General features: G+C 71.4%; 15 protein-coding genes. 6 read left to right on the plus strand and 9 right to left on the minus strand.

What is annotated here, in order from left to right; genetic code table 11:
• Positions 1 to 4 precede the first annotated feature (4 nt).
• From ACZ5Y9_RS14545 to ACZ5Y9_RS14555, 3 genes are all read right to left on the minus strand, one after another.
• A complete protein-coding gene (locus ACZ5Y9_RS14545) occupies positions 5 to 1,066 on the minus strand; it encodes a polyprenyl synthetase family protein (protein ID WP_404598192.1) in 1,062 nt (353 codons plus the stop codon).
• 20 nt (positions 1,067 to 1,086) lie between these two features.
• Complete coding sequence (locus ACZ5Y9_RS14550; protein ID WP_247625279.1) at positions 1,087 to 1,746, minus strand: class I SAM-dependent methyltransferase; 660 nt, start codon at positions 1,744 to 1,746, stop codon at positions 1,087 to 1,089.
• Positions 1,747 to 1,827: 81 nt separating this feature from the next.
• Positions 1,828 to 2,421, minus strand: coding sequence for a DUF402 domain-containing protein (locus tag ACZ5Y9_RS14555; RefSeq protein WP_464471642.1), 594 nt, complete (start codon positions 2,419 to 2,421; stop codon positions 1,828 to 1,830).
• 36 nt (positions 2,422 to 2,457) lie between these two features.
• Between ACZ5Y9_RS14555 and ACZ5Y9_RS14560 the strand changes: the two genes are divergently transcribed.
• A complete protein-coding gene (locus ACZ5Y9_RS14560) occupies positions 2,458 to 3,717 on the plus strand; it encodes an isochorismate synthase (RefSeq protein WP_440747491.1) in 1,260 nt (419 codons plus the stop codon).
• A 26-nt stretch (positions 3,718 to 3,743) separates the two neighbouring features.
• Here ACZ5Y9_RS14560 and ACZ5Y9_RS14565 read toward each other — a convergent pair whose 3' ends face one another.
• The 3 genes from ACZ5Y9_RS14565 to ACZ5Y9_RS14575 all read right to left on the minus strand — a co-directional run bounded on the left by ACZ5Y9_RS14565 (position 3,744) and on the right by ACZ5Y9_RS14575 (position 6,870).
• A complete protein-coding gene (locus tag ACZ5Y9_RS14565) occupies positions 3,744 to 4,586 on the minus strand; it encodes a polyphosphate kinase 2 family protein (protein ID WP_464471643.1) in 843 nt (280 codons plus the stop codon).
• A 179-nt stretch (positions 4,587 to 4,765) separates the two neighbouring features.
• On the minus strand, positions 4,766 to 6,475 hold the full coding sequence (gene menD, locus ACZ5Y9_RS14570; RefSeq protein WP_464471644.1) for a 2-succinyl-5-enolpyruvyl-6-hydroxy-3-cyclohexene-1-carboxylic-acid synthase: 1,710 nt from the start codon (positions 6,473 to 6,475) through the stop codon (positions 4,766 to 4,768).
• Positions 6,472 to 6,870, minus strand: coding sequence for a PLD nuclease N-terminal domain-containing protein (locus ACZ5Y9_RS14575; protein ID WP_247625198.1), 399 nt, complete (start codon positions 6,868 to 6,870; stop codon positions 6,472 to 6,474). Before ACZ5Y9_RS14575 ends, menD begins: the two co-directional genes overlap by 4 nt.
• A 74-nt stretch (positions 6,871 to 6,944) precedes the next feature.
• Between ACZ5Y9_RS14575 and ACZ5Y9_RS14580 the strand changes: the two genes are divergently transcribed.
• Together ACZ5Y9_RS14580 and ACZ5Y9_RS14585 are read left to right on the plus strand one after the other, a co-directional pair.
• On the plus strand, positions 6,945 to 7,334 hold the full coding sequence (locus tag ACZ5Y9_RS14580) for a hypothetical protein (RefSeq protein WP_247625199.1): 390 nt from the start codon (positions 6,945 to 6,947) through the stop codon (positions 7,332 to 7,334).
• A 75-nt stretch (positions 7,335 to 7,409) separates the two neighbouring features.
• Positions 7,410 to 8,102 (plus strand): DsbA family protein, encoded by a 693-nt coding sequence (locus tag ACZ5Y9_RS14585; protein WP_247625200.1) that lies wholly within the window; start codon positions 7,410 to 7,412, stop codon positions 8,100 to 8,102.
• A 30-nt stretch (positions 8,103 to 8,132) separates the two neighbouring features.
• Here ACZ5Y9_RS14585 and ACZ5Y9_RS14590 read toward each other — a convergent pair whose 3' ends face one another.
• Entirely contained in the window at positions 8,133 to 10,001 is a 1,869-nt protein-coding gene (locus ACZ5Y9_RS14590) for a glycerophosphoryl diester phosphodiesterase membrane domain-containing protein (protein WP_464471645.1), read from the minus strand.
• A gap of 52 nt (positions 10,002 to 10,053) precedes the next feature.
• On the opposite strand from ACZ5Y9_RS14590, the gene ACZ5Y9_RS14595 reads away from it, so the two are divergent.
• Positions 10,054 to 10,860 (plus strand): tyrosine-protein phosphatase, encoded by an 807-nt coding sequence (locus tag ACZ5Y9_RS14595; RefSeq protein ID WP_247625202.1) that lies wholly within the window; start codon positions 10,054 to 10,056, stop codon positions 10,858 to 10,860.
• 15 nt (positions 10,861 to 10,875) lie between these two features.
• On the opposite strand, the gene ACZ5Y9_RS14600 is transcribed toward ACZ5Y9_RS14595, so the two are convergent.
• The gene (locus ACZ5Y9_RS14600; RefSeq protein WP_464471646.1) at positions 10,876 to 11,973 is read right to left on the minus strand and encodes a PQQ-dependent sugar dehydrogenase; all 1,098 of its coding nucleotides are present in this window, start codon (positions 11,971 to 11,973) and stop codon (positions 10,876 to 10,878) included.
• Between the two features lie 70 nt (positions 11,974 to 12,043).
• Between ACZ5Y9_RS14600 and ACZ5Y9_RS14605 the strand changes: the two genes are divergently transcribed.
• Positions 12,044 to 14,131: a bifunctional lysylphosphatidylglycerol flippase/synthetase MprF gene (locus tag ACZ5Y9_RS14605; protein ID WP_464471647.1), complete on the plus strand. Its 2,088-nt coding sequence runs from the start codon at positions 12,044 to 12,046 to the stop codon at positions 14,129 to 14,131.
• Between the two features lie 146 nt (positions 14,132 to 14,277).
• Entirely contained in the window at positions 14,278 to 15,426 is a 1,149-nt protein-coding gene (locus tag ACZ5Y9_RS14610; protein WP_464471648.1) for a baeRF2 domain-containing protein, read from the plus strand.
• A gap of 94 nt (positions 15,427 to 15,520) precedes the next feature.
• Here ACZ5Y9_RS14610 and ACZ5Y9_RS14615 read toward each other — a convergent pair whose 3' ends face one another.
• Positions 15,521 to 16,240: a magnetosome magnetite crystal formation protein family gene (locus ACZ5Y9_RS14615; protein WP_464471649.1), complete on the minus strand. Its 720-nt coding sequence runs from the start codon at positions 16,238 to 16,240 to the stop codon at positions 15,521 to 15,523.
• Between the last annotated feature and the right edge of the window lie 33 nt (positions 16,241 to 16,273).

The following is a 16,273-nucleotide window of genomic DNA, read 5'->3' on the forward strand; positions in this document are numbered from 1 at the left end:
CCGGTCAGCTGGAGCGTTCGGCGAGGGTCTCGGCGAAGCGCGTCAGCGCCTCGCGCACGGTGCCCCGGGGCAGCGGTGCGAGCGCGGCGATCGCGTCGCGCGTCCACGTCAGGGCGAGATCGAGGGTCTTCTGCGTCGCCGCGTGGTCGCGCAGCTCGGCGAGCGGTCCGTCGAGGATCGCGGGGTCCTCGCCGTCGGCGATGCGCACGACTCCTGCGTCGATGCGGGCGGCGAGGTCGGCGGCATCCGCATCGTCCTGCGCCTTCAGCAGCAGGTACGGCATGGTGGGCACGCCCGCGCGCAGGTCGGTGCCGGGGACCTTGCCGGTGTCCTCCGGCTTGGCCGACAGGTCGATGACGTCGTCGAGCAGCTGGAACGCCACGCCGATCTTCTCGCCGTAAACCCGCAGCGGCTCCTCGTACTCGCTCGGCGCGTTCGAGAAGATCACCCCGCCCTGCGTCGCGGCGGCGATCAGCGAGCCGGTCTTGTCGGCGAGCACCTGGATGTAGAACTCGATGGGGTCGTCGTCGGGCTGCGCGCCGAGCGTCTCGTGCATCTGCCCCAGAACCAGACGCTCGAACGTGTCGGCCTGCAGGCGGATCGCCCGTTCGCCGAGACGCGACATGAGCTGGCTGGCCCGCGAGAAGAGGATGTCACCGGTGAGGATGGCGATGTTGTTTCCCCACACGGCGTGTGCGGCGGGAACCCCGCGGCGGCGGTCGGCTCCGTCCATGACGTCGTCGTGGTAGAGCGAGCCGAGGTGCGTGATCTCGAGCGCCTTGGCGACGTCGATCACCTTCTCGGTGTTGCCGTCGCCGAGCTGGGCGGCGAGGAGCGTCAGCACCGGACGGATGCGCTTGCCCCCGGCCTCGTACAGGTACCGGCTCGCGGCGTCGGCGAGGGGATCGGCGACGCGCACGTCTTCGGCCAATCCGGTCTCGACGAGCTCGAGCCCGTCTTCGATTGCGCGCGCGACGCGCCGCGCCGCAGGACCGATGAAGACACGGTCGCTGAAACCCAGACGGCTCGCCAGTCGCGATCCCGGGGCTACGGGGCTCGAAGTCACGTTGTCAGCCTACCGTCGTCTCAGGCGGGCTTTCGCGCCCGGTGCAGGGCGACGATCCCGAAGGTGAGGTTGCGGTACGCGACGTCGATCCAGCCGGCCTCGCGGATCCATTCGGCCAGGCGCTTCTGATCGGGCCAGGCCGCGATCGACTCGTTGAGGTAGTCGTAGGCGTCGCCGTTGGTGCCGGCGACGCGGGCGACGCGCGGCAGCACCTGCGCGTTGTAGAAGCGGTAGGCGCCGCGGAAGAGCGGAGCGGGCGGCGTGGAGAACTCGTTGATCACGAGACGCCCGCCCGGCTTGGTGACGCGGAACAGCTCGCGCAGCGCCTTCTTCGGGTCGTTGACGTTGCGCAGCGCGTACGACATGGTGACGGCGTCGAACTCGTCGTCGCCGAACGGCAGCGCGGTGGCGTCGGCCTGCACGAAGGAGAGGTTGCGCATCGACCCGTGGCGGCGCTCGCCCTCGGCGAGCATGCCCGGCGAGAAGTCTGCGGCGACCACCCGGGCGCCGCTGCGGGCGAGGGATGCCGACGACGACGCCGTGCCCGCCCCCAGATCGAGGATGCGCTCCCCCGGCTTCGGCGCGACGGCGCGCGTCGTCGCCGCTCGCCACAGCACGTCGTTGCCGAAGGTCATGGCGGTGTTCGTGCGGTCGTACCCGGCCGCCACCTGGTCGAACATGCCGCTGACGCGCGCGGGGTCCTTGCCGAGATCGGCGCGGTTGGGCTCGCTGCGGGGGTCGTTCGAGGTCACCGGATCAGTCTAGGCGTCGGGTCTGTGCGCATTCTGCGGGTTGACAGGGTCGAACCCGTGCAGGTCGAACGACTCGAGCAGGTCGAGCCATCGATCCGCGGTCGCATCGTCGAAGGGCGCGACCCGGGCACGCACCCGCTCCTCGAGGTCGAGCGCCAGCGCCTCCAGTCGCACCATGATCTCGGCCGGATACCCGTAGCGCGCGCTGTGCTCTGCCCACTCGTCACGGTCGTCGACCCAGGTGCCGCGCTCGCCCTCGACGCGCACGACGTCGAGATCCATGTCGATGCCGGTCGCGAGCAGCGGATCATCGCTCCAGCGCACGTCCCAACCGAGATCGACGTAGATGCGCATGCCCTTCGAGTGCCCCCGGTTCACCGTCAGGGCGAAGTCGCCCTGGTGCGGAATCAGGGTCACGTTCGGGCCGCCGGCGAGGTAGTCCCGCCCCGGACGACTGCTGCGCCATCCGGCGGGCTGCCCCACCCAGTCACCCCAGGCATCCGCCCCGAGGTACACGCTCTCGTGGCGCCAGTGCGGAGACCCGTCCCACTTTCGCCACTGCACGATCATCGGGGTTTCCACGGCGGGACGGGCATCGCTCATGCGCTCAGCCTAGAACGCAGAGATTAGGCTGGAGCCGTGAGCAGCGCGCTGGTCGTGGAGACCCGAGAGATCGATCCGATCGAAGACCTCCTGGCATCGGCCTCCCCCTCCCGTCCCCTCGCCTGGCTGCGCCGCGGCGACGGCATCGTGGCCGTCGGCGAGCCCCTGCGCGAGCTGCGTGCCTCGGCCGGAGCGAACGGCCTGCGCAGCGCCGCCCTCGCCACCGCCTGGCGCCGCCTCGCCTCCACCGCGCGCATCGACGACCCGGTCGGCCTGCCCGGCACCGGGCTCGTCGCCTTCGGCGCCCTCGCGTTCGACGAGCGCTCGTCGAGCGACAGCGTGCTGGTCATCCCCTCGCAGGTGATCGGACGCCACGGCGACCGGTTCTGGCGTACGACCATCGGATACGCCGACGAGAACGCGGATGCCGTCGCCCCGAGCACCGTCGCGGATCACCCGTACGGACCGCACTGGGCCGGCACCGTCGGCCCCGGTGCGCAGACGCCCCAGGGCTACCAGGACTCGGTGCGCCAGGCGCTCGGCCGGATCGCCGCGGGTGAGCTGAGCAAGGTCGTGCTCGCGCGCGACCTCACCGGCAGCATCCCCGCAGGCTCCGACCTGCGCCGTCTCGTGCGCGCGCTGTCGACCGGATACCCCGACACCTGGGCGTTCGCGGTCGACGGATTGATCGGCGCGAGCCCCGAGACCCTCGTCACGGTGCACGAGCGCACGGTCACCGCGCGCGTGCTCGCGGGCACCGCGGGTCGCGGAGCGGATGCCGACGCCGACACCGCCGTCTCGGCCGCCCTCGCTTCGAGCACCAAGGACCTCGACGAACATCAGTACGCGGTGCAGAGCGTGCTCGCCTCGCTGCGCCCGCACACCCGGGCGCTGGCGGCGAGCGAGCAGCCGTTCCTGCTGAAGCTGCCGAACCTGTTCCACCTCGCGACCGACGTGGAGGGCGAGCTGGCCGAGGGCGAATCGGCGCTCGACCTGGTCGGGGCGCTGCATCCGACCGCGGCCGTGGCCGGTACCCCGACGACGATCGCCATCGGCGTGATCCGCGAGCTGGAGCCCTTCGACCGCGGGCGCTACGCGGGCCCGGTCGGATGGGTGGATGCCGCGGGCAACGGCGAGTGGGCGATCGCGCTGCGCTGCGCCCAGTTCACCGCGACCGACGACGACATCGCCGTGACCGCTTATGCGGGCGCGGGCATCGTCGCAGGCTCCGACCCCGAGTCGGAGCTGCTCGAGACCCGGGTGAAGTTCCGCCCGCTGGTCGACGCCCTGGCCTGAACGGGCCTCAGCGCCGCCCGCGGGGCTCAACTCGCGGCGAGCCGCTTCTTCTCGACCTCGACGTCGAAGTCGGCGACCGGCCACTGCGGGTCGATGTCCTCCAGCGCCGCGAGCAGCAGTTCCTGCACCGCGAGGCGCGCGTACCATTTGCGGTTCGCGGGTACGACGTGCCAGGGCGCGATCTCGGTCGAGGTGCGCTCGAACACCGTCTGATACGCCCGCATGTACTCGGGCCAGACGAGCCGCTCGTCGACGTCGCCGGGGTTGTACTTCCAGTGCTTGTCGGGGCGCTCGAGACGTTCCATGAGCCGCGACTTCTGCTCTTCGGGCGAGATGTGCAGCATGACCTTCACGATGCGGATGCCGGAGGCCGCGGCATCCGCCTCGAACGCGTTGATCGCGTCGTAGCGTCGATCGATCTCCTCGGGCGGCGCGAGGGCACGCACGCGCCCGATCAGCACGTCCTCGTAGTGCGAGCGGTCGAAGACGCCGATGAACCCGGGCTCGGGCAGCCGCTTCTCGATGCGCCAGAGGAAGTCGTGCGCGCGCTCCTCGTCGGTCGGGGCCTTGAACGCCGCGAGCGAGACGCCCTGCGGGTCGACCCCGCCCACGACGTGCCGCACGATGCCGCCCTTGCCCGCCGAGTCCATGGCCTGCAGCACGAGCAGCACGGCATCCGTCGCTGTGCCGGTGCGACTCTCGGCGAACAGGCGCTCCTGCAGATCGTTGAGCGCGACCAGTCCCTCGGCGAGGTCGCGGGCGCCGTCGGCTTTGTGCCCGTGATATCCGGGGGTGCTCTCGGCGTCGATGTCGTCGAGACGGAAGCCGTCGCCGACGCGGAGGGTCTCGGTCCACTGGTGAGCGTTCATCTGCTCATGATGGCCGAGTCGCGGGCATCCGCGCACGTCTCGATCTGCACCGATCGGTGGGAAATGTCGGTCACCGGGCGGCAGAACCGACATTTCGCACCGGTCGGTGGGTATGGCAGCGAGCGGTGGGGCTCCGCGGACGAGACACTCCGCGGGCGAGACGCTCCGCGGGCGGCACCTCAACGCGCGAGCGGAACCTCGATGAGCTGACGGCCGCCGACGGGGCGGGTGAGCACCTGGTCGAGCGCGGTGCGGGTCGTCACGCGCTGGTACTCCCAGCCGTAGGCGACGGCGAGGTGCTCGAGGCGCACCTGGTGCGGCGTGTAGAACGCGCGGTCGAGGTCGGCGGCCGGGGCGACCTGCGCCACTTCGAGTCCATCGAAGATCGTGCCCCCGCCGTCGTTGCCGACGATGACCTGCAGACGCGGCTCGGTCTCGTCTGGCGGCAGCAACAGTGCTCCCACATCGTGCAGCAGGGTGAGGTCGCCGAGCAGCACCCGGGTCACGCCCGGCGCTCCCCCCGCCTGACTCGCGAGGGCGATGCCGGTCGCGGTCGCGATCGTGCCGTCGATGCCCGCGAGACCGCGGTTGGCGTGCACGGGGATCTTCTTGCCACCGAGCACCGCGTCGGCCACGCGCACGAGACGCGACGACCCGAACACGAGTCGGTCGTGCGGCCACGTCGCCCGCCACACCGCGTCGACCAGCAGTTCGCGGTCGAGCGGTCGACGCACGGCTTCGAGCTCGGCCTTGACGGCGTCGCGTCGGGTCGCGGAATCGGCGGACGCCAGGCCGTCATGATCCGGAGCCCGCTCGCTGAGGTCGACGGCCTGCGCGGCGGACGCCTCGAGCCAGGCTCCGAGCCAGGTCCGATCGGCGGCACGGTCGTCATCGTTCGACGGCGCGGCGACGACGACGGATGCCGCGGGCCGCGAGCGGTGGTTCAGGTCGAGCTCCTCGCCGCCATGCCGCACCGCGATGACCTCGACCTCGGGCCGTGCGAGGAGCCCCGCGACCTCGCGGCTGAGGGTGGGATGCCCGAGCACGACCGCACGCTCGACGGCGCCGCCGAGATCCGCGCGGCGCAACAGTGCGCGATAGCCGTGCACGAGATGACGGCCGAAGCGGGCACCCGACACGATCTCGGCGATCAGCGGCCACGACCCGGCGTGGGCGATCTCCTCGGCATCAGGCCCGGCATCCGCTCCGGCGATCACGACCGTACGGGGTCCGCGCGCGAGCACGACGGCCTCGCCCCGTGCGGGCATCGGAGCTGCGCCGGGAGTGACGGGGGTGACGACCGGTTCGCCCGACAGCGGCTCGCGCGCGGGCAGGTTCAGATGCACGGGGCCCGCGACTCCGGGAAGGCCGTGCGGGGCGTCCGCGCCGAGCGCGAGCGCGACCGCGCGGACGGCGAGGCCCGACCAGTCGTCCCCGGACCCCGACTCACCGGGAACCGGAGCGTCGACGCTCTCACGCACCCAGGGTGCGAACATGCCGGGCTGGGTCGTCGCCTGGTTGGCGCCGATTCCGCGCAGCTCGGGCGGACGATCGGCGGTCAGCAGCAGCAGCGGGACGCCGGCGTGGAACGCCTCCATCGCGGCCGGCAGCAGGTTGGCGGCCGCCGTGCCCGAGGTGCACAGCACCGCCGCCGGTACGCCGGTCTCGCGGGCGAGCCCGAGAGCTGTGAAGCCGGCCACCCGCTCGTCGATGCGCACGTGCACGCGCAGGTCGCCGGTGTCGGCCAGACGCACCGCGGCGAGCGCGAGCGCCTGCGAGCGCGAACCGGGCGAGAGCACGAGGTCGCGCACGCCGTGGGCGACGAGATCGGCCAGGAGGGATGCCGCGGCATCCGTCGCCGGCGACGAGGCCGGACGCGGAAGGGTCACGGGCGGGGCTCGGGCGTCGCCCCGGGAGTGGAGCCGCTGTCGTTGTCGCCGTCGACCTGCGCCTCGTTCGCGGCATCCGTCTCGGCATCGAGGCGTGCGAGTTCTTCTTCGAGACGAGCGATGCGGGCGTCCTGCTCGGTCTTGCTGATGCCGCGCAGGAACATCGGGTCGTCGTCGGGGGCGATCACGCGCGCGGGACCGGGGTCGTTCTTGCGGCGTCGGCCGATCACGAACCAGAGGACCCCGCCGATGACGGGGAGGAGCACGACGATCAGGATCCAGATGCCCTTGCGCACACCACGGTGCCGCGTCGGCGGCTGCACTGCGCAGTCGACGATGCTGAACACCCAGAACACGGCGGCCAGGAAGCCGCCGATGATCAGTAGTCTCGCCACCCCTCCAGTGTAAGCGGGTCGACGGACACGTGGCCCGGCGGGTGCAGAGGACCGCTTGTTAGACTTCGCGCACCATGACGTCGACCCGGTCGCTGACCACCCTCTTCACCGCGCTGGGCCTCGCCCTGCTGCTGGTCGTGGGCGCCTGGTCGACCTCGCACGGCGAGGCCGATGTGCACGCGTCGCTCTGCCTGGCGTCGGGGGCCTCCGCGTCGGATGCCGGAACCGGAGCGTCGCACCACGAGGAGGCCGCACCGGTCGATGCCTCCTCCTCGCACACCGCGGTGGCGGGCTTCGTCGTGCTCTGGTTCCTCGCACTCCTCGTGCTGCTCGTGCGGATGCTGCGGCGCGGCCCCGGCATCCGGCTCCCGCGTGCGAGCCTCGCCGTCGCCGCGCCGCGCGCCGGTCCCCGCCCGTCGCGCACCGCCCTCACCCTCGCCGAGCTCTCGATCTCCCGCACCTGAGCGACGACGCGTCGATCCGGCCGCTGCCGCGGCATCCTCGTCCGTCGTTCCTCTTTCTCGTGTCTGGAGACACCCATGTTCGCCACCCCCTCCCGCAACGCCCCGAAGCCCCGCCTGACCACGCCCGTCAAGGCGACCCTCATCGCTCTCGCCGTCGCCGTCGTGCTCGCGATCGCCGGCATCGTCTACGCCATCACCCAGCAGGCGCCCGCGCCCGACGTCGCCGAAGACGGCACCCTGCAGACCACCCGGGCAGACTCGCACGTGCTCGACGACGGCGGCACGGATGCCGTGACCGTCGTCGAGTTCCTCGACTTCGAGTGCGAGGCGTGCGGCGCCTTCTACCCGATCGTCGAAGACCTGCGTGCGCAGTTCGACGGCGAGATCACCTACGTGGTGCGGTACTTCCCGCTGCCGGGTCACATCAACTCGACGCAGGCGGCTCTGGCGGCCGAGGCGGCGGCGCAGCAGGATCGCTTCGAGGACATGTACCACCGGCTGTTCGAGACCCAGCAGGAGTGGAGTCACGCGACGGGCGAGACGCCCGCGGTGTTCCGCGCGATGGCCGAATCCCTCGGGCTCGACATGGCGGCCTACGATGCGGCGATCGCCGACCCCGCGACGCTCGCCCGGATCCAGGCCGACAAGACCGACGGCGAGTCGCTCGGCATCACCAGCACTCCGTCGTTCTTCGTCGACGGCACGTACGTGCAGCTGCAGGAATGGGACGACCTGGAGGATGCCGTCGCCCGGGCCGTCGAGGGCTGACGGCCCGGCCGGCGCAACGGCCGCGGTCGATCAGAACAGGGAGATGCGCCGCGCGGCGGTCGCGAGGTAGCGGCTGACGGGATTCGTCACCGTCTGCTGCAGTTCGCGGATCGTGATCGCCTCGGCGACGCGGTCGGTGATCACGCCGTCGACGCCGCGACCGACGTACTCCTCGAGGAGGGCGGGGTCGTCGACCGTCCAGACGAAGAGCTGCTTGCCCTCGTCACGCAGCCGAACGAGCATCTCGTCGGAATAGGACCAGTCCTCGATCGCGACCGCGTCGGCGGCGGTACGCGGGGCGTCGCCGATCTGGAAGCCGGTGACGAGCACCACCGTGCGTTCCGGGTCGGCGGCGGCGATCCGGTCGACGATCGCCGGGTCGAGCGACTGGATCCAGTGCCGTCGGTCGGGATCGAGGCGTTCCATGACGGCGACCACGCGCTCGGCGAAACCCGGGGCTTCGTGCCCGTGCGGCTTGACCTCGACGAGCACGCGGATCCCGAGATCGTCGGCCTCGCCCAGATACTCCTCCAGCGTGGGGATGCGGTCTTCGAACCCGCCCTGACGGACGACCAATCGGGAGAGTTCGGCGGCATCGAGGTCGTACACGTCTCGGGGGTCGCCGGCGAGGCGCTGGAGGTCGGTGTCATGGATCACGACGAACCTCTGGTCGGCGGTCTCCTGGATGTCCATCTCGACCACATCGGCGCCGGCATCCGATGCGCCCCGCAGCGACGACAGCGTGTTCTCCACTCCGAGCGCCGTGTAGCCGCGATGGGCGATGACCGCCGGCGGTTCCGCGGGAATCGCCGCGAGCGAGGCGAACACCGTGGGCGGCACGGCGAGCACGGTGAAGGCGACGAGCACGGTCACGACGAGCACGCGAGACAGACGATCCCGAACGGGTGCGCCGGTCGACGGGACCGCGCGCGTCGGAATCGACGTGCGACCGCCGGGCTCGGATGCCGCAGCACCGCGATCCAGCGCGATGAAGAAGAACGCCAGGAAGGCCGCGACGAGTCCGGTGACGACGAACCGCACGAGGTCGAGCACGGCGAGCATCGCACCGGCAACCGCTGTCCCCTCGCTCGTCCCCGTCCCGTCCCCGGTCGTCGACGCCAGCGCGACCGGGATCGTGCCGAGCAGCGCCGCCACGAGGAAGATCCCCGCCGCCACCGCGCCGACGAGCACCAGCACGAGCGCCACGTGCACCTGCGTGCGGCGATTGAGCACCAGGCTGCGACGCATCGCCGTCCATACGCTCTGCTGCCCGCCCGCCAGCGCGGGCACCGTCGCGGCCAGTCGCAGCGCGAGGTAGACGATGCCGGCGATCGCGAGCGCGTAGACGACGGTGCCCGGGGTCGTCTTCGTGAGTTCGCCGCTGATGAACTGCGGAATCGCGATGTGCGCGGTCACCGTCGATCCGACCCCGACGTGCGACAGCGGCAGGATCAGCAGAGCGTACCCGGCGAACAGCGCGATCTGCGGACCGAGAACGCGGCGGCCCATCCGCCCCAGACCGCGCAGAAGCTCGGGCGCCGTCGGAGCTCCACCGCGCAGACAGAGGTCGGCGACGACCGAGAACACGCTCACCTCGATGAGGGCGAACAGCGTCGCGACGAGGGCGATGACGAGAAGCGCGAGCACGGCGAGCGGGCTCGAGAGGATTGCGGGCAGACCGGCGAGACTCAGACCGTCGACGCCGCCCGCGTCGAGGGCTGCGTCGAAGAGGGTGAGCAGCAGCGGCAGCACCGCCCAGACGTACAGGCCCTGCACCGCGATCGCGACCACCACGATCAGCAGCACACGTCGGCGCAGCAGAGCCCCCGCCGTCGAGGCCGCGGAGCGGACCTGCGGCCATGCTCGGGCGCTCCCGGGCGATGCGGCGTTCGTCGGCATGATCCGAGAGTAGCGAGGGAGCGAGCCCACCACCTTCGCTACGCTCGCTCGCATGGACATCTCCTCCGCTCTCACGGTCACCCACAACGCCCGCAGCCTCGAGGGGATCGCCACCTCCGACGGCGCGGTGATCGCCCCCGGCATCCTCTTCCGATCGGATGCCCTGGCGAGCCTGACCGACGAAGGCCTGCGGGCGCTGGCCGACCTCGGCATCGGCACGGTGATCGATCTGCGCACCGACGCCGAGCGCACCCGCGCCGCGGACCGGCTGCCCGACGACGGCAGCGTGACGCTCGTGCCGCTGTCGGTGCAGGGCGGGGCGATGGACGAGATGGTGCAGAAGCTGCTGCCCGCGAGCGGGCAGCACGCGCTGACGGACGAGCAGATGGCGGCGGTGCTCGATCAGGTGCCGACGCTGGAGGACCTGTACGTCGCCATCCTGGCCGCGAGCGCCCCGCAGTTCGCGACCGTGGCGCGCGCGGTGCTCGATGCCGCGGGCACCGACCGGCCGGGCGTTCTGTTCCACTGCACGGCGGGCAAGGACCGCACGGGTCTGGCCGCGGCGATCCTGCTGTCGGTCGCCGGGGTGCCGCGCGAGGCGATCGTCGAGGACTACACGCAGACCGGCACGAACCTCGCGCGCGGCTTCGCCGCCTCGCTCACGCAGCTCATCACCGCGATCGGGGTGCCGCTGACGCCGCGCCTGCGCACGCTCGCCACCGAGTCACCGGCTCCGGCGATCGAGGCCGCGCTGGACTGGATCACCACCGAGCACGGCGGCGCGACGGGGTACCTGCGCAGCGGTGGGATGACCGACGACGAGATCGCCGGTCTTCGTCGGGTGCTCCGGGGAGAGTAAGCCTCCCCGAAGGACCTATCCGAAGTCGACCCGGAGGATACGGTCGTCGCCATCCCGAGGATCGCCGCGACCGTCGGTGTTGTTCGTGAGCACCCAGACCGATCCGTCGGGGGCGGCGACCGCATCGCGCAGGCGTCCGTACTCGCCGCGCTGCTCGCCGCCGTGCAGCTCGAACGCCGTTCCGGTGTCGGCGAGCGGAACGATCCGCAGACGTTCGCCCCGCAGGTTCGCGATCACGATCTCATCCGCCGCCACCGCGATGCCGCTCGGACTCGCGGTCGACGGCGACCACTGCTGCACCGGGTCGACGAAGCCCTCGCGGTCGGCGATGCCCTCGACGGTCGGCCACCCGTAGTTCTCGCCCGCGACGATCACGTTGAGCTCGTCCCAGGTGTCCTGCCCGAACTCGCTCGCGTACATCGTGCCGTCCTCGGCCCAGGCGATGCCCTGCGGGTTCCGGTGGCCGAGCGTGTAGACCGCCGAGCCCGGGATCGGGTTGTCGTCGGGAACGGCGCCCTCGGGGGCGAGCCGGAGGATCTTGCCCGACAGCGCGTCGGGGTCCTGCGCGCTCTCGCGATCGCCGGCGTCACCGGTCGTGGCGTACAGCATCCCGTCGGGGCCGAAGGCGATGCGGCCGCCGTTGTGGTTGCCGGCCGCCGGGATGCCGTCGATCACCGTCGCGGCATCTCCCAGCGAGAGCGCGCCCGGGTCGCCGAGCAGATCGCGGCGCTCGATGCGGTTCTCGGTCGCTCCGCCGTCGCCGGCGTCGGCCGTGAGGTACGTGTAGAGCTGATCCTCGTGCACGGCGATGCCGAGGAGCCCGCCCTCACCGCCCGCCCGCACTCCCTCGATGCGGCCCACCTCGCGCGCGCCGCCCGTCACCGTGATCTCGACGATCCGCGCGCTGTCGCGCTCGCTCACGAGCGCCGTCTCGCCGTGGAAGGCGATGGACCAGGGGGCGTCGAGTCCCGAGGCGACGACGGACGTGAGGATCGTCGCGGCCTCGGACTCGGCCGACTCCGGTGTCGGGACCGGGGTCGGGGATGCGCATCCGGCCAGCGCGACGGCAGACACGACCAGGAGGGCGGTGGCGGTCCGGCGCGAGAGGGGCATGTCTCCCATCCAACCCTCTCGCGTCAGATGGAGGAAGACCCGGAGGGGCGCTGATCGCTACGCTGAGCGCATGCACGCAGAGCCGAACGCCTCGCCGACACCCGTGCGGTCCTCCGCGCTCTCCGTCGTGAGGCGGATGCCGGCGACGTTGACGTTCATCGCGCTGATCCTCGTCGTCGGCGTGGTCTGGCAGGGACTCTGGACCCCCTTCGAGAAGTCCGCGCTGTTCGAGACCGTCGCCTACGGGCTCCCCAATCTCGCCGACGGCAAGTGGTGGACGCCGCTGACCGGCACGTTCTTCGTGAACGAACCGTGGGTGTACATCTTCACGATCTCGGGCTTCTGGGGCATGGCGTACCTCGAGTACCGTCGCGGGTCTCGCGTCGCCCTCGCCTACTACGCGATCGGGCAGCTGTTCGCGATCTTCGCCACCGCCCTCCTGCTGCTCGTGCTCTCGCAGTTCCCCTGGGCGTGGGCGACGGCCCAGGCGCAGGCGCTCGACGTCGGGGCATCCGGCGGCACCATGGCGTGCATCGCGGCAGCCGTCGGCCTGTTCCGACCGCCGTGGCGTGTGCGCGGCTGGTTGATCCTGCTCGGCTTCGTGTTCGTCGCCATGCTGTTCTGGGGCAAGGTCGCCGACCTCGAGCACCTGCTCGCCGTGCTGCTGATCCTGGTGGTCGACCGCTCGCTGCGCGTGCGGCGCACGACGGTGCGCGAGCAGCGGCTCATCGCGGTGATGGCGATCCTCGTGCTCGGCGCGGTCGAGATCATCACGACCCTGGTGCCCACCGACGGACCGTTCGGCCCTACCGATCCGGCGTCGGGCGGTTTCATCGACCTCGCGATCGACCTGGTCGTGATCCTCGTGCTCGTGAACGGCCTGCGTCGCGGACGCCGCTGGTCGTGGGTGCTCGCCGTGCTCCTCGGCATCTTCAACGTGCTGATCGCCGCCTTCGTGCTGACGCTCATCATCCTCACGAGTCAGGCCGAGCTCGACATCCGCTGGGACGGCGAAACCGAGCTCGCGCTCGCCAACGGGTTCCTCTGGGTCGTCGTGCTCGTCTACCTCGTGTGGGTGCGGCGGGCGTTCCGCGCCAAACGGCGCTCGCCCCTCGGCATCCCGCCCACGCCGACCGTCGACGACGTCAAGGCCGATCTGCGCGCGCACGGCGGCGGCACGCTGTCGTGGATGACGACCTGGGAGGGCAACAGCTACGCCCGGGTGGCCGGCGGCGTGGTCGCGTACCAGCGCCGCAACGGAGTCGCCCTCGCGCTCGCCGACCCGATCGGCCCCGCGGATGCGCGGGCCGAAGCGGTCGGGGACTTCATCCGCACGGCCGAGCAGGCCGGCCTCGTTCCGTGCTTCTTCAGTGCGGATGCCGCGACCCTCGCCGCCGTGCCGTCGACGTGGCGCAGCATCGTCGTCGCCGACGACACGATCGTCGATCTTCCGGGGCTGGAGTTCACGGGCAAGCAGTGGGCATCGGTGCGCACCTCGCTGAACCGGGCGGGTCGCGAAGACATGACGTTCCGGATGACGCGGCTCGGCGACGAGTCGTGGGGCGTGAAGCAGCAGCTGCGCGCGATCTCGGAGGCGTGGGTCGGCGACAAGGATCTGCCCGAGATGCGCTTCACCCTCGGCACGCTCGAGGAGGCCGAGGACCCCGAGGTGCGGATCGCCCTGGCACTCGCGCCCAACGGCGACGTCGACGGCTTCCTGTCGTGGCTGCCGGTGTACGGCGCGGGCGGCCGGGTGCGCGGCTGGACCCTCGATCTGATGCGCCGGCGCGAGGGCGGGTTCGCACCCGTGATGGAGTACCTGATCGGCGCCTCGGCGAAGCAGTTCTCCGAGGAGGGCGCCGAGATCATGTCGCTCTCGGGGGCGCCGCTCGCGCACGACTATCCGCCGGATGCGGGGATGATCGCCGCGTTGAGCGACCGCCTCGCCGAAGCCCTCGAACCGGTGTACGGCTTCGGTTCGCTGCACCGCTTCAAGCAGAAGTTCCACCCGCGCTACGAGACCATGTACCTGCTGTTCCGCGACGAGAGCGACCTCACCCGGATCGGTGGCGCGCTGACCCGGGCGTTCCTGCCCGATGCGACGCTGCGGCAGTTCGCCGGGGCGGGGCTGGAGCTCGTGCGGGGCGGCAAGGACTAGTCCGGCGCTGGTCCGGCGCTCATCGGGAGCTCCCGATGCCGCCCCCGCGCGCGGCTAACGTCGGGCATCCGATTCGTCAACCCTGTCGACCTCTCCCCTCTCGTTTCCTACCGTCGTGAAGACCGACGACCGATGAAGGAGAAGTCATGAGCGAACACACGCTGACCGAGATCCTGCAGGGTTCGGGCCCCTGGACCACCGCCTACGTCGACGGCACGGGTGAGCTGCCGCAGGTCGAGGAGGGAGCCCGCCACCAGGCCGTGCGCGATCAGCTGATCGACGAGGTCGGAGCACCGGAAGACGACGCCGCGGCCATCGAGACCGCCCTCGGCGAGCGCAACGGACTGCCGAGTCCGTCGGCCCGCGTCGTGATCGCCCGCGACGGAGAGACGGTGCTCGATCGCAGCTTCATCGGAGCGCGCCTCGGCCCGGAGCGCCTCGAGCACGGCGCCCTGCCGTCGATCCTCCCCCTCCTGCGCCACACGGCGTCGGAGACCCGCTACCTCGTCGTCGAGACGAGCCGCGACGGCGCCGACATCCGCCTCGAGACCTCGGGACGCGGCGGCAGCGAGCGCGAGACCGAGATCGAGGGCGACACCGACGAGATCTCGAAGGTGCGCACGGGCGGCCTGGGAGATGCGAAGTACCAGAACTACGTCGAGAACGTCTGGAAGCAGAACCAGAAGGATGTCGCGGCCGCGCTGAGCGCACTCATCCGCGAAGAGCGGCCCGCGTTCATCGCGGTGTCGGGCGATGTGCGCGCACGACAGCTGCTGGCCGAGGAGCTCACGGGCGACGAGCGCGCGCTGCTCGTCGACGTCGATGCGAACACCCGGGCCGACGGTGCCGATCGCACGGCGCTCGACGACACGATCGCCCGCGAGATCGACGAGCGTCGCCGCCGGGAGATCGCCGACGTGCGCGACCGTGCAGCCGCCGCCGACGGCTCGGGTGGTGCCGAAGGCTTCTCGGCGGTCATCGAGGCTCTGCAGCAGGCCCGCGTCGACACTCTCGTGCTCGACGGGCGCCTGCTCGACGACGAGCGCACGCTGATCGCTCTCGACGGCCCGCCGTGGGTGGTGACCGACGTGGCGCAGCGACTGAACACGCAGGTGCTGGGAAGCATCCGCGCCGCCGAGGCGCTCGCGCGCGCCGCCCTGCTCACCGACGCCCGCGTGCTGATCGAGGACGACGAGTACGAGGCGTCGGACGACCGCCGCGAGGAGCGCCCCGTGCGCGAGCCGATCGCCTCGCTGCGGTGGGCGGATGCCGGAACGGATGCCGATCCGAGCTGACGCGCACCGCACGCCGCATACGAAGAGAGGACGCGGACCCGATCGTGGGTCCGCGTCCTCTCTTCGTGTGACGGTATGGCGTCGCGTCCGCGGATCAGGCGCGGAAGAACGGGATCGCCAGGGCGGGCCGGTGCACGACCCGCTCGGAGATCACCGTGCCGCGGATGAGGGTGACCAGGCAGTAGATCCCGATTCCGATGATGAGCAACCCCGGGACGGCGATCCAGCCCGAGGGGTCGCCGCCGTCGCTGTAGCCGTACTCGTCGTACGAGCGCGGCCGCGCCGTCCCGACACCGATCGTGATGAGGAGGACGAAGAGCACGATGAGGTAGAGCACGTAGCTGAGCGCCCAGTTCGCCGCCCAGCGCGCGTTCTCACGCACGATCGGATGCGGCGAGCGCATCGCGGACGACCGCTGCACGATCCCGACGATCGCGGCGACGATCGCACCGACGTACGGGATGTACACGAGGAACAGCAGCGCCCAATAGCGACGACCGCTGATCGGCGGGTAGCCGTAGGGGGCGTACCCGGGGGCCGGGTAGCCGGTCGGAGCCTGGCCGTACGGCGGTTGAGCAGGAGCCTGGCCGTAGGGTGCAGGAGCCTGGCCGTAAGCGGGCTGCCCCGGGTACGCGGCCGGAGCCTGACCGTACGGCGGCTGAGCCAGAGCCTGACCGTACGGCGGCTGAGCCGGAGCCTGACCGTACGGCGGCTGCGCCGGGAGCGAGTATCCGGCGGGCGGCTGGTAGCCCGCCGGCGGCTGAGGCGCGGCGGGAGGTTCGGGCGGCTGGACGGCGTCGTTCTCTTCGGTCATCTGTCACTCCCAAGGTCGGAACCGCGCTCCCCC

Source organism: Microbacterium sp. T3-8 (genome assembly GCF_055398145.1).